The sequence below is a fragment of the Martinezella calliandrae genome (genome assembly GCF_030272695.1).
GTDB classification, from domain to species: Bacteria; Pseudomonadota; Alphaproteobacteria; order Rhizobiales; family Rhizobiaceae; genus Rhizobium; species Rhizobium calliandrae.
In genome coordinates this window covers 70,961-84,113 of record NZ_JARFYN010000011.1, presented here as the reverse complement: position 1 = coordinate 84,113, position 13,153 = coordinate 70,961, and the positions used below count along the sequence as shown (strand labels likewise).

Here is a 13,153-nt window from a genome sequence, read left to right as displayed (position 1 = left end):
GCAGGAGATGCGTCATGCTCTACCAAGCCTATCAGTTCCAGGAAGACCTCCTCGCCCCGATGCGCGACTGGGCGCGACGCCTCGAGATGCTTTCCTCGAGCTTCTGGAGCGGCGACCTGAGCCGCTACTTCGAGGCGGCGATGGAGATGATCTCCCGGTTCCAGCTAACCCACGAACGTCCGGACTTCGGCATAACATCGGTGACGATCGGCAAGCGCGATGTGCCGATCACCCTGGGGACAGCCCTCGATCTGCCTTTCGGCAGGCTGCTGCATTTTTCTGCGGACGTTGATACGAGACGGCCACGGGTGCTCGTCATCGCCCCGCTCTCCGGCCATTTCTCGACACTTCTGAGGGGCACGGTTCAGACGCTGCTGCGCGACCACGACGTCTATATCACCGACTGGGCCAACGCGCGCGACGTTCCGCTTTCCGCCGGTCACTTCGGAATGGACGATTACGTGGACTATATCATCCGCTTTCTGGAGGAGATCGGCCCCGACGGACATATCCTTGCCGTCTGCCAGCCCTGCGTTCAGACGCTCGTGGCCGTTGCCGTGATGTCGGAAGCTAGGCATGCCGCCACGCCAAGAACCATGACGCTGATGGCCGGTCCGGTAGATCCGCGCGAGAGCCCCACGAAGGTCAACCAACTCGCCGTCTCGAAATCGCTCGCATGGTTCGAGAATTCGCTGATCAGCTGCGTTCCGTTGCGCTTTGCCGGCGGCGGGCGGCGGGTCTATCCGGGCGTCGTCCAGCTCGGCGCCTTCATGAGCATGAACATGGAGCGCCATCAGACCGCCCATCGCAAGCTCTTCGAGCACCTGGCAAAGGGCGAGACGGCCGAAGCCGGGAAGATCAAGACCTTTTACAATGAATATTTCGCAGTGCTCGACCTTACGGAAGAATTCTATCTCGAGACGATCGACCGCGTCTTCCAGAAGGCCGAACTGGCGACGGGCGAGTATACCCATCGCGGGCGCAAGGTGGATCCGGGCCTGATACGCAACACGGCACTCCTGACGGTCGAGGGCGGGCGCGACGACATCTGCGCCCTAGGCCAGACCTCGGTCGCCCACGACCTCTGTCGTTCGCTGCGCCCTCACCTGAAGCGCCACCACCTGCAGGCCAACGTCGGACATTACGGCGTCTTCAACGGCCGTCGCTGGGAGAAGGAGATCTACCCTGTCGTGCGCAACATGATCCTGGCGATGGAGTAGGAGACCCGTCCGACCGTCTGAAGGCCTGCGTCCCTGTAACGACCTTCAACCAGGTTCCAGATACGCAAACGGCCGACAATCAGCGCCGGCGAATAAAGCGGCCACAGCCTTTGGGAAATGTCGCTTGTACAGGCCGGCTATCCCAAGAAGATGCCGATCCGCTTACCTAGCTCTTGATGGGATCCGAACCTAAAACCCGCTTACACAAATTTCATAACTGCCTGATTTCAAACGGACCTAGCGCACGAAATGCGGCTGGCCTTATTTTGAGAAGCGGGTAGCCGATGGCGGATTACGCTCGCTTGCCGAGCTCGGTCGCCGTGAACGTCACGTCGTCGCACCCTGGCTTTGCGGTTACGCGCCGTCCCCGACTGCGGGGCCGTTCGACTTCGCAGCCCTGACCAGCGACGTGCTGGCCCCGATCGACCGCTGGTCTCCGGGGCGGCCCGTGGAGTTGATTGGCCACGACTGGGGCGCTCTGATCACATATGATGCCTGCGTCACCGCTCCGGAGCCGATCGAACGCGCCCTCGCGCTCGCAATCCCTCACCCACTCACGTTCATGGGCAGGCTGACGCACCCTGCTCGGCTGCGCCGGAGCTGGTACATAGGGCTCTTTCAACTGCCAGGAAGCGGCTGGATCGTCACCGCCCGCGATCTCGCCCTCATCGACCGCCTCTGGCGTCAGTGGTCGCCCGGCTTCTCGCTTGATCCAGCTCTCCAGGCAGAGCTACACGAGCGCCTTTAAAGTACTACCGGGAGATGCTGCGACCCGGCATGCTTTGGGCGTCGCGCCGCCTGTCTCAGCCGATCGCGGTGCCCCTGCTACAGCTCCACGGAGCGGACGACGGCTGCATCCTCCCCCGCAGGTCGACGACCGACATCGGTTCGCCGCTCGGCACGCGATGGAAGTCGTTCCCGACGTCGGTCACTTCCTGTACATCGACGCCCCCCGAGACTATCGCCGAACGGATTGCGGCATGGGTCGAGTAGCGTCCTTTCAGCTCCTACGAAAAAGCCTCGAGCGAAAGCTCCTCGATGACGGGGAGTGACCGGGCTGATGCACGGCGGCACGAAAGCAAAGTCCATGCCTCTGAAGAGTAAAGATCATCGATACGGGATCGGTCGCCATTGCCATGCACCGGGTTATGCCCGCGCCGATCATGGTTCTGTTTGCGACCGGACTACAAGCAACGAGCTCAAACGGACGACGCCGCGAAGGTCGCCCGCTGCTGGCTCGTGTTCCCTTGCGGATCGGCGTCCTGCTTCTGACGACCCTGCGAACTGCCTGGCGCCTGTTGGCCGATCGAGGACGTGCCCGTTCCCTAGCTCAGGTCCCAGCGTGGCGGCGGCTTTTGGCCCGCGCGCACGTTGGCCGGACGTCGTCGTGGTTATGACAGCCGTTAGCGGTTTCGCCACCCTTGCGATGGCTGCGATAGAAATAACGTGCTGCCTCCGCGGCGCCTTTACGCTCCGCACTGTCGGCCAAGTCCCATTCGGGCGAGCAAGCGATTACGTAGGATGGACTGACGGTAGAGAGCTGCGCCAATATGCATCGCTAGAAGCGCGATGCATAACGCGTGTTATGATGCCGTGCATCGCGCGGGAAGGGACAGGGTCCAGGTCGGGCAATGTCGCGCCGCTGACGATTGCCGGCCCCGCTCCGGACCGTCTCGCCTGATAGATCAAGATGGGTCGGCCGCCCAAGCCAGCTTGGGTCGACGAGTAATTACTCGTGTGGTCAGCTGACCACAAATGTAAATCGTTAAAAAACCACGCCTTTTGAAGAAATCTAATCTAGGCTCCGCAATGACATCCTGCGTTTGGAAAAGAGAGCCTTTGTGCGGAAGCCAACGGGATCGGATTTCCTCCTAAGCCGAGGTTTCCTTCGGAGATTCCACCTAGCGGCCGATCAAAGGCGACATCGATCGGTAAGAAACGGCTCGGAGCGGCTAAGACTTCCGACTTCTGGACGAGGTGGACATTGTATGCCTGTGATGCCATGGAACCTGTAAATGCCGCGGGGGCAATGGCTCTATGTCGCTCATCGCGAAGCCAGCCACACCTGGTGAATCTAATGCATTGTGTTTACCAGAATGAGAGTTCGTCGCTCCTTCGAAAGTCCTTGTTCTCCAATCTGTTAGATCTGTGGTCAGCTGACCACGCGAGAAATCCTCAGCGAATCCCGAGGCCGACCCGTCGCTCTAGCCAACCTTCAAACTCCCCTGCCCGTTGGCCCTCAACAGCGCCATAAGCATCGGCGCAAGCGAGAATTCCCCACGCTCACTGCGCCGCGTTAAATCCCTTAGGTAGCCTCCGGCGGAGTTGATGAAATTCGTACGTTCCAAGATGCAGGCAACCGCTGCCGCCGCATTCTCCGGCCCCCATGGCTTCGCACGCTTCCTGATAGGCCGACGGGCTCACCCCCAGCACGGATCGAACGACCACCGCAGCCGACATCAAATCGCGCCAGTTTCCGATCGCGCCGCCCGGCCCATAATCAGAAATCGTCGGGCATGCCTTCAGTACGACACTTAGTGGGAAGGCCTTGATCGGCTCACTCGTCAGCCGACGTATTTCGCTCGGCCGGGCGAACAGATCTTCCACCCACTCGATACCGTAGGCTTCCCGCAGATCGTCGCCGAAGCTGGCGTCCTTGGCGTACATCCGCTTCTTGGAAAGCGCATTGGCGACCGACCACCACGCCGCCGTTTCGCCCTTCTTGGGCTTATGAGCCTTCCACACTTCCTTTTGCTCATCGAGCGCGGCGGCGGCGATGGTGCGCAGCTGTTGCTCGGATGGCATGTCGCCCTTCGCGATGTGATCCAGCATGGCCGGCAGGACGTTGGCGAGCAGCCGGAGCTTGCGGATCTGCCGCACCGGCAGAGTGAGGGCGACCGCGATAGCTTCCTCGGTCCAATCGAGCGCGACGAGGCGTTCGATCCCCCGCCATTGGTCGACCGGGTTCAGCGGCTCGCGGGCGATGTTCTTGACCATCGACCGCATGGCGCCGTTGTCGTTGGCGGCCTCGACCACCAGCACGTCGATCTCCTCGAGGCCTGCGGCGACAGCCTGGCGTCGACGCCGGTGACCGGCCTCGATGACCAATCCATTTCCGCCGTCGCGCTCGGGGAAGACAACGGGCGGCTGGATGACACCGACAGCCTTGATCGTCGCCAGCAGCAGCGCATCTGCCTGCGGCGTCGATTTCGACTGGCGCGAGTTGTCGGGATTGTCCTTGAGCGCACGCGGATCGACCTTCATGAGATACATGGGATGCTCATTTTCCGGGATCTGGGACGCGGCGTCTGCCGGTCCTTCCTGTCTTCATTCTTTCCTGAAGACACCTTCCGGACCGCGGAGCGGGCGGCCGGGGGCAACTGCGGTCGAGCATCGCTGCCGCGAAGGACGAGCGGGGCTGATAGCCCTGCGAGGGACGAGTGGCCGGGATGCGGAGACGGCGGTTGAGCGGAAGCGGCGACCGGCGGACTGATCTGCGAACGGGTTTCCCCCCTTTTCATCTTCCATTCCTCTTTCCTGTGTCACCGCACATATTTGGAATGCGGGTGATTGCGACGAGGATTGATAATAGTTGATAAAGGGCCTATCTTATCTCCATCACATCGGATGGAGAACAGCATGATCAGTGCCGATCTGGGAAAGCAGCTCGAAAGCTATATTCAGCAACTCGTCGACACAGGTCGCTATGGTTCGAAAAGCGAAGTCCTGCGAGAAGGTGTACGACTGGTCCAGGACCGCGAAACCCGGCTTGCCGCGCTGGATGCTTCCATCAAACGCGGCATTGCCGATGCGGACGCGGGCCGAACCAAACCGGCGAGCGATGTCTTCGATCGACTCGAGGCCAAATACAGTGCGATCGCTGACAAGGCCGAAAAATCGGCATGATCCTCGAGTTTTCCTACGAGGCGGAAAACGATCTCGAGCAAATCGCCGACTATATCGCTCAGGACAATCCCCGACGCGCCCTCTCATTCGTCCGGGAGCTGCGCAGCAAGTGCGAGGATCTCGTCGATAATCCGAACGGGTTCGCCCTCGTTCCCGGCTACGAGCACCACGGTATCCGCCGGCGCGTTCACGGCAACTACCTGATCTTCTATCGCGTAGAGAGCGTGAAGGTGGTCATCATCCATGTGGTGCATGGCGCCACCGACTATGGCGCTATTCTGTTCGGTGATTAGTTTGGGCCGGTCGATCTGAGGCGATTGGCTGCTCAAAGAGCAGATCTAGGCGGTTTCACTCTGCGGCTCATCATCATCGCGGGCGGATTGCGCCAGCGCCTCGTCGACTGGATGGCTGGCGGCACACTGTTGTGGTGGAGGAGTTCCTGACGCTCGCCTCTAGCCCAAACAAGGAAGTTGCATCGCCGGCGCAAGGGCGCGGCCGCCCGAAGATGTTGGTGGCGTCTCCGGTTATGAGCGATTTCTGGAGATCATCGCCGACAAGGAAGATCCCGAGTATGCCGAAACCATCCGGTGGTGCGGCGGCTACTTTGAAGCGGAATGGTTCGACTTGTCGGTGGTGGACAAAGATCCCCGGGAAGCTGAGGAACTCATAGAGCTCAGGCCGCAGCCCCAGTCTTGCCTTCAGATTGTCGATGGTCGTGGTCTTGCCGACGCCATCCGGCCCTTCGATAAATATGAGCTTACCCGTCACTGCGCCCCTCCCGATACAACTCTTGAGAGACAATAAGTATCCAGCCCGCCACTTTAAAGGTCAAAGGAGCGTTTGATGTAAAAGAATCTCTCTGACCGGCAATCCTGTTCGGCACCGCTGAAGCTGAAGCAAGAATTTTTGCGGTTGAGATTGACTATTGAATGGTCGGGTAGAGACGCGGGAGCCATCGCTCGATTATTTCAACAGGGAAACCGAGACGGACTTTTCCCTTCGGGCTGGGCGACACGAGTACACCGCGGTCCAATAGACCGGATAGGACTGTGCGGGCCTGCCGTTCTTGATATCCCGTCAGTCCTTGTACCTGCGCGCGAGCGAATTCACCGGCAAGAATAGCTTCACGCAATAGCACCCAGCTGCCTTTTGGAAGCCGCTGCATTTGAACTTCTTCGTTGCACCACACTTCGACGCGGTTCAACAGCTCGTCTGGCTTCAGAAGACTTTCCATGAATGTGACCTGGTCCAGGCAGCAGGTCAGAAAGAAGACGGTAAATTCGGCGAGACCGGCTTCCGTTAGATTTCCCCGACCGTCGAGATCTCCCCGCCGGGGCTGATCGGCTTGGGCAAGCAAACGCTTGTAATCGGAGACATTCCTCGCAAGGCCGCGTGACACCGACCAAAGTTCCGAACCGATTCCGAGATCTCGAAGTAGCGCATGAGAAAATAGCCGTGAGACACGCCCATTGCCGTCAAAGAACGGGTGGATCCATGCGAGGCGATGATGAGATGCGCCAACCCCGATGATCTTCTGCAACTTGGAAAGCATCTTGAACGAATAGCCCTCGACAAACCTCCCAATCAGCGGCCTGATCATGTCAGGCTCCGGCGCAATGTGTTCGCCGACCTTCACATGCCGCGTTCTAAGTTGCCCAGGAACCATTTTGATTTCTTCGCCCGTGTCTGGATTGCGGACGGTGAGCAGCTCATCGGGTAGCCGCCGGCAGAATTCTCCGTGTATCCAGCAGATGCCGTCGAGCGACAGAACAGGAAAAGGCATTTCGCTGCTATCGATCAGCTGCTGCACTTCAATATGGGCACGCGCCTCAAGCTGAAGGTTCCGCTTTTCTGGTTCCTGCGCATACTCCCCTGCCATTGCGCGGTCGATGTCGATAGGAAGCGTGTTGTGTCCCTCGATGAGATTCGAGTAATAGCAGTTCATCGAACGCACGAGGTTCCCGACCGACGCCCGCATAATCGGATGCAGCCGTGCCGCGAACCGATTCGCCGCCGAGGTAAGTTCGATGGCGACGTCTTCCAACTCTCTGTTGCTGTCGGGAAGTAGTGGTTCGATGCTCGCCAAGGTGACCATATTTTGCCGCTTTTTATGCCGTTAGATTTCGCTTTAGGAACATAGCGATAGGTTGCCCCTCAAGCAATCATTTTGCCGGTATTTTTGCCGGTCTGCGATAAGTCAGATTCCGCTGAAACCAGAGAGCGTGGACCGACTATGAGTACAGCGATAGCCTGGAGGACGATGTCAGGTCGCTATTTGCTTATTACAATACACCCCATGCCCGAAACCTCCCCCTCCCGGTCATCTCCCTCAACCCAAGCTCCTCGACGATCCTGAGCGCCGCCCGCGGCGTCACCTTGAGCGTCTCGGCGACCATGCCGGCCGAGACCAGTGGCCGAGATATAACGAGCTCGACCAGGCCCGGCAGATTTGAGGAGGAGCGCCGGCCGACCAGGCGCCGCTCCAGCAACGTCCGCGCCAGCGCCAGCCGGTCGTGCTCCCTGAGCCCGAATTCGGCGGCCGCAATGATCCCGTTAACGATCGCCAGCAGTCGGGAGAGCATGAGGAATTGTGTGGCAATCAGGCTGCCGCTTGCTTTTCGGCCCCGTCGTGATTGTCGTTTGTCATGCCCGGATACCATTTCTGGAACGTTGACCGTAGCGAGCCGTCGAGGGCTTGAGCTCTGGTTTGCAGGAGCAGGTGCGCGCCGATCCGGCTCCACTGCATCTGCTGTTTTTTGGCGAAGCGCTTGCTGATGACGGCGTTGACGGTGGCCTCGACGAAAGCGGAGGATATCCGCTCTCCGGAGCGGTAGCGCTCGCCATAATTAATCAGGCTGGCGTAGTTCGCGGCAATGTAGGACTGGAATTCGCCGATCGCTGTCAGGAATTTGTGCATGTTCGGATAATCGGCTTCCACGCATTCGGCGTCGCAATACAAGTCGCTGATCGCCTCCCGCGCCCGATACCTGTTCCCATGCCAGAGATACCATTTGATTCGGGAGAACGTGTCCAGCATATCGTTGCCGGCGTCCTCGTCATGATTTCGAAGTCCTTGGGCAAACTGGCGAAGCACGGTGATGCGCATGGTGATGTGGAACCAATCCAGGACATGCTCGCTCGCCGGCGCGATCATCTCGGCGAGCGATCGGACTTCCTCGCCACCGTCGGTGATGAAGGTGATATCCTGGTTGGCCTGCACGCCCTGCTTTTTGAGATGATCGAGGATGCGGCGCTGCGGCTTAAGGTCGTAACCGTGGACGAAACCGATGTAGCGCGGTTCGCCGTCTTCGGGCAGCGAACGGCCGACGATCAGTTCGAAGTTTTTCTTGCGGTCGTCGCGGTCGCGTACATATCCGCCATCAAGACCGATGACGATGCGGCCGTCGGGAATGGGCAGGTCCATCCAGTCACGCGGGCAGGAATCCTGCATGAAGGATACCCGCTCTTCCGCCAGTTCCCGTTCGATCCGGCCGGCGGCTCGCATCACATGTTGCCGTATTGTCGTGGCATTAGCGCCGCAGTCGATCGGCAGCACATCGACGAGCAGCTCGGCCGCAGCGGCATAGGGCACCAACGACGCCCAGCGCGTTTCGAGATACAGCCGCTCGGGCGCGACGTGATCCGGGATCAATTGCCTTAACGGCGAGATCGTCGCCGGCCCGTTGCTCGTCTCACCGCCCGGCAATCCATATCGGGGACTTTTAAGCCTGATATCGCCGAAAAGCGTGTGGAAGGTGACGGGGTAATAGCCCTTGTGCCGCAGCCGGCGACCATCCGCCTGGCGATTTTCCGTCAGCCATAGCTCCACCTGGGTCTCCACCATCTTTTGCTGAAGGTTTGCAAGCAGAGCCTTGCTCTCGGCCAGAGACAGGCCGAGATCCTCGGCGCCCCTGGTGACTTTCTCCAGATCGGCGACGACCTCGCGGCCGATCATTCTGCTGTCCTCACCAATGATTTCCATGACGATCCGAACCTGCATGCCGCACCTCTTCTACGAGTTTTCCAGAAGGGCGGAGTGGAAAACCGGTCGGGCCCGACCATGCATTTCCGCCCTCCGCATTGGCTGCAAACAGTGATATCTCTCACCAGTTAGCAATCCGGAAATCATCTGGTAAATCGCATGAGTTCTATCGATCGCGCCGCAAGCGCCATTGCAACTATTCTGATCCGCGAGGGTATCGACTACCTGCAGAGCAAGGCAGTCATCAAACGCGCCAGAGCACAGGCTGGTCTGTCCGCGCCGCCGGAGAAAAGGACGTCGATCAACCGGCTGACGATCGAGGAAGAACTGAGGTTTATCGATCATGCCTACGAGGCGAGCGGTGCGACAGGCCTGCTCCTCCAGACATTGCTCGAAACAGGCCTGCGCGTTTCCGAGTTTACGCGCCTGCGCGTTGAGGATGTCAGCCTGGCGGAGCGCGTGATTGTCGTCGTGCGCGGCAAGGGATCAAAACGCCGCGAGGTGCCGATCCGCCGGGAGCTGGCGCAGATACTCAGGCTTCATATCGGTACAAGGCGTGCCGGCCCCCTGTTTCAGAGCAGGGAACGTGGGAACGGACCGCTGCCCTATACTTACAGCCGTCAGCGCGTTGGCCAGATCGTCCGGCAGGTCGCCGGAAAGGCCGGCATCACCAAACGGGTCTATCCGCATCTGCTTGGCCATACCATGGCCACCAAACTGTTATGGCTCGGGATGGACATTACCGACGTGCAGCGTTTCCTCGGCCACGAGAACATCACGACGACACGGCATTATGCGGAAACGACCGCGGCGACCCTGCGCCGCAAGTTCGATCGGGTCACCGCACCGGCGGCGCGGTCGTTACTCACCGGCATTCAGCATCACCAAGGTGACGACGCTGCCCTTCTTGCCGCCGATCTTCTCGCAAACGAACGCGGCTCAGAGGTCACATCTGTTGATACATGAGCGTGAGATGCTCGTCTTGCCGCAGGCGCTCGTTCACCTTCCGCCGCGCGAACGGCCTTCCCAACAACGCCTTGCGGTCTTCAATCCGGAAAAGCGTTTCGCGTAACTCCTCGGCGCGCTCCGGATCCTTCAGAGCCGCGAAAGACTGTGTTTCACTGATCTCTTGGATGAACTCCAGCACTGTGGAAAAATCGTTATCCAGCTCATAGCCAAGCGCCTCGTCCACTCGCTCCATCCAGACTTGCGGTCCGCCGCTATCCTCCGGAGGACAATTGCCATCGCCGCCAATGCAACAGGGATAGCGCTTTCGAGGTGCGTAAGCGAGGCGGTCCTCCAGCCGGACTTCATGCTCCCAGGGAATGTTGAGATCATATTCATACAAAAACCGGCTGCCCTTGCTCAGCTTCAGGTCGTCAAGCACAATGTCGGCGGACTCGGCGGTCAACTCCCATGAGCCGTAGCGAACCGTGTGCACGATGAACTGATAGAGGTGGATGCTGTCCCAACCCATCGCGACCTGGAGAACGCCGTGAAACTCCCGCAAGGTCATCATCGATGGAACCTGTACCCGGCGCCACACCATTGGGCTCAACCCCTTCAGCCAGACCCGAAATTGCAGGACCGACGCCGTGTTATCGGGCGTCGCAGTCTCGCTCGTCGTAGATGATGGGGAACGTTTCTTGCGGGGCGGTTTCAAAGAGGTCTCAACGATAGTCATCGGTCAAATCTATACCGAATTCATCCACACCATCCACCTGCCACACATTTCCTCATGCTCTCGACGCCGACTTGGTCGATGGCAGGGAGTTCACGCCAGGTGAGTGCTATTTTACCCTGCGGCTTTCCGGTCTTCACTTGGCAGATTCGCGCCGATTCGCACAGCAGGTATTGCCCTTGTTCCTATGCTTGGCGGAGTTTCGTTCCCGCGGAAAGCCGCAGACTGTGCCGTTCTCTCTCGGGCCAAATACCATCCGGCAGCGTCTGAAGGAAATCCAGACGGACGCGAGCGATGACGAGAGTGTATGTCCCGGATGGGTCGAGCTTCGCGATATCGAGATCGTGCGTCTAATGCCGGTGTCGCTCGCCAATCTCCAGGCATTTATCGGCCTCTATGCTGTGCCTGGCGACGACATTGCGCGCACCTTGCTCAACGTGATGGGAAGCGTCAGCGGAGCATTAGGCGGCGCGCTCGCGCCGGCACTTGCTGTCGCCGAAAAAGTGTATTCGGGGTTCAGCGAATTGCTCGGGATCAAGGGGGTAACGCCGCAAGTCGAAGCCCTGCATGGAAATATGCTGAAGACAAGTGGGTATCTGCTCGTCTCCAACGCGCCGGAAAATTCGCCGTACAAGGACAAGCTATTCGTGTCGGGAGCGCGGCTCCGGACTGGTGAAGAGATTGACTCACCACTGGTTACCGATTTCGATTACTGCCTTCTAGCCGTCCAGCGGCGGGAGACTGTCATCGAGGCAGGTGGGACCGCGCCCGATCTTTTGGGTGCGCAGTGGGAGGAAGTGATGGAGGCGTTTGAAGGACCGGAGGGTGCCGCACAGACAGCGTTCCGGAAACTTCAACGCACCATCTATGGTTCGGAACTGATCGCCCGGGATCGTGACGCCGCGATCGCAGGCTATCTGTTGGAGTTCGACAAGGCCGCGAAGGTCTTCGGAAAACCCAAAGAATCAGAAGGTCTCACGCGTAGTGGGACAAGGGGAGACTATCTGCTCAGCGCAATCAGAAAGATTCCGCAGATCTTTGAACCACTTTCGGAGCTGGCTCCTGTGAACCTCAGCGATACAGAAAAAGATGAGTTGAGATCGGGCGCAACCGCCTGGGCTCGTGCGGCCGGGCTTCGGGTCGAACTTCCGAAAACTGATAAGCCTGGAACTGTTGCTGACCTTATTATGGGCGCTCAAACTGGTCGGTGAGGTGACATGCGAATCGGTTAAACGCTCTGGGGACCCAAAAGCCAACACCCGAACGTTGAGTGGGAGCACAGACACTTTCGGGCAGCGGTCATTCACGGCCCGAGTCCAAGTGGCCCCTCTCACGGCCGGGCCAGTACGGCTTGCCGCGGCGGCAACGCTGATCGAGATCGAACTTTTTTTGCCTCACACTTGGATTCCTTCCCATCCCATCGCGACCTGAAGAACGCCATGAAATTCGCGCAACGTCATCGTCGAGGCTACCTGAACCCTACGCCACACCATCGGGTTCACGTCCTTTAGCCAGATGCGAAATTGCAGGATAAAGACTTCATCTTCCGAGCCGGGCGTCTTCCCGCGGCTCTTTGCCGCCTTCCGTTTTGCCCTCTTCACACCTGACCGCTCCGCCCAAACTCCGGAACGAAGGCATACGCCGTTTCATCCCGCCCCACAAATCCTCATGCTCCCTACGCGCGTAGCGAGCCTGTGGCATGGCCGGGGTTGGGGTGCGAAACGAAATTATGTCAAGCAGCCTCAGCAATATCGAGCCGAACGGAAAAACCCGCCTGGCTTGCCAGATTGATGAGCGTATCGAGGCTGAAATTCGTGATCCGGCCCCTCAACAGATCGTTGAGACGAGGCTGCGTTATTCCGAGACGGCGCGCCGCCTCGGCCTGGGTCACATTCCAGCCTCGCACGCGCTGCTCGATCGCGATAAGCAGGTTGGAGCGCATGGTCATGTTCGCTGCCTCGGCCGGGGTGTCTTCCAATGCATCCCAGACATTTTCAAAGCTCTGCCGTTCCATCGTCACGTCTCCGCTAGATTTGCCGCAAGCGGGATGTGGCTATGTCCAAATCCCGCTTGGCCGTCTGCTGCGTCTTCTTCTGGAAGGCGTGCAGCACATAGACGGCATCCTCTATCTTGGCGATGTAAAGCACCCGAAATGCGCCGGCATCGTCACGGATGCGGATTTCCCGCACCCCCTGCCCGACGGTTGCCATCGGCTTCCAGTCGCTCGGCTCAATTCCCTGCTGAACCTTGTGGAGCTGAACGCCGGCTTCTTTCCGCGCCGCTTCGGGAAACTCACGTAACTGTGCCAGGGAATCCCCGAGAAATTCGAGCCGCTTCATGTCCGCCATGAACATTTTATATCAA

12 protein-coding genes and 3 pseudogenes are annotated in these 13,153 nt (G+C 59.3%); 7 read left to right on the top strand and 8 right to left on the bottom strand.

What is annotated here, in order from left to right; all coding sequences use genetic code 11:
- The first annotated feature begins 14 nt into the window (after positions 1–14).
- Positions 15–1,220, top strand: coding sequence for a polyhydroxyalkanoate depolymerase (locus PY650_RS11095; RefSeq protein WP_285879257.1), 1,206 nt, complete (start codon positions 15–17; stop codon positions 1,218–1,220).
- Between the two features lie 448 nt (positions 1,221–1,668).
- Positions 1,669–1,968, top strand: a complete 300-nt coding sequence (locus PY650_RS11090; protein ID WP_285879256.1) for a hypothetical protein — start codon at positions 1,669–1,671, stop codon at positions 1,966–1,968.
- A gap of 1,456 nt (positions 1,969–3,424) precedes the next feature.
- Here the strand turns inward: PY650_RS11090 and repC are convergent.
- Positions 3,425–4,493: pseudogene (gene repC, locus PY650_RS11085) on the bottom strand (plasmid replication protein RepC).
- Positions 4,494–4,859: 366 nt separating this feature from the next.
- Between repC and PY650_RS11080 the strand changes: the two are divergent.
- From PY650_RS11080 to PY650_RS11070, 3 genes and pseudogenes are all read left to right on the top strand, one after another.
- Complete coding sequence (locus tag PY650_RS11080) at positions 4,860–5,126, top strand: type II toxin-antitoxin system ParD family antitoxin (protein ID WP_285879255.1); 267 nt, start codon at positions 4,860–4,862, stop codon at positions 5,124–5,126.
- The gene (locus tag PY650_RS11075) at positions 5,123–5,419 is read left to right on the top strand and encodes a type II toxin-antitoxin system RelE/ParE family toxin (RefSeq protein WP_285879254.1); all 297 of its coding nucleotides are present in this window, start codon (positions 5,123–5,125) and stop codon (positions 5,417–5,419) included. The genes PY650_RS11080 and PY650_RS11075 overlap by 4 nt, the downstream gene beginning before the upstream one ends.
- 110 nt (positions 5,420–5,529) lie before the next feature.
- A pseudogene (locus tag PY650_RS11070) lies at positions 5,530–5,930 on the top strand (plasmid pRiA4b ORF-3 family protein); the annotation flags it as partial.
- A 118-nt stretch (positions 5,931–6,048) separates the two neighbouring features.
- On the opposite strand, the gene PY650_RS11065 reads toward PY650_RS11070, so the two are convergent.
- The 3 genes and pseudogenes from PY650_RS11065 to PY650_RS11055 form a co-directional block, all read right to left on the bottom strand.
- Positions 6,049–7,221 (bottom strand): Fic family protein, encoded by a 1,173-nt coding sequence (locus PY650_RS11065; RefSeq protein ID WP_285879252.1) that lies wholly within the window; start codon positions 7,219–7,221, stop codon positions 6,049–6,051.
- A 187-nt stretch (positions 7,222–7,408) separates the two neighbouring features.
- Positions 7,409–7,702: pseudogene (locus PY650_RS11060) on the bottom strand (helix-turn-helix domain-containing protein); the annotation flags it as partial.
- Between the two features lie 23 nt (positions 7,703–7,725).
- Positions 7,726–9,126, bottom strand: a complete 1,401-nt coding sequence (locus tag PY650_RS11055; RefSeq protein ID WP_285879251.1) for an ISKra4 family transposase — start codon at positions 9,124–9,126, stop codon at positions 7,726–7,728.
- A gap of 141 nt (positions 9,127–9,267) precedes the next feature.
- On the opposite strand from PY650_RS11055, the gene PY650_RS11050 reads away from it, so the two are divergent.
- On the top strand, positions 9,268–10,074 hold the full coding sequence (locus tag PY650_RS11050) for a tyrosine-type recombinase/integrase (RefSeq protein ID WP_285879249.1): 807 nt from the start codon (positions 9,268–9,270) through the stop codon (positions 10,072–10,074).
- Here the strand turns inward: PY650_RS11050 and PY650_RS11045 are convergent.
- On the bottom strand, positions 10,055–10,792 hold the full coding sequence (locus PY650_RS11045) for a plasmid pRiA4b ORF-3 family protein (protein ID WP_285879248.1): 738 nt from the start codon (positions 10,790–10,792) through the stop codon (positions 10,055–10,057). The two genes, PY650_RS11050 and PY650_RS11045, sit on opposite strands and share 20 nt — an antisense overlap.
- Before the next feature lie 224 nt (positions 10,793–11,016).
- On the opposite strand from PY650_RS11045, the gene PY650_RS11040 reads away from it, so the two are divergent.
- On the top strand, positions 11,017–12,000 hold the full coding sequence (locus tag PY650_RS11040) for a hypothetical protein (RefSeq protein WP_285879247.1): 984 nt from the start codon (positions 11,017–11,019) through the stop codon (positions 11,998–12,000).
- A gap of 183 nt (positions 12,001–12,183) precedes the next feature.
- On the opposite strand, the gene PY650_RS11035 is transcribed toward PY650_RS11040, so the two are convergent.
- From PY650_RS11035 to PY650_RS11025, 3 genes are all read right to left on the bottom strand, one after another.
- Complete coding sequence (locus PY650_RS11035) at positions 12,184–12,390, bottom strand: IS1096 element passenger TnpR family protein (RefSeq protein ID WP_285879246.1); 207 nt, start codon at positions 12,388–12,390, stop codon at positions 12,184–12,186.
- 131 nt (positions 12,391–12,521) lie between these two features.
- On the bottom strand, positions 12,522–12,803 hold the full coding sequence (locus PY650_RS11030) for a helix-turn-helix domain-containing protein (protein ID WP_285879245.1): 282 nt from the start codon (positions 12,801–12,803) through the stop codon (positions 12,522–12,524).
- A gap of 13 nt (positions 12,804–12,816) precedes the next feature.
- Positions 12,817–13,128, bottom strand: coding sequence for a type II toxin-antitoxin system RelE/ParE family toxin (locus tag PY650_RS11025; protein WP_285879334.1), 312 nt, complete (start codon positions 13,126–13,128; stop codon positions 12,817–12,819).
- Positions 13,129–13,153 lie beyond the last annotated feature (25 nt).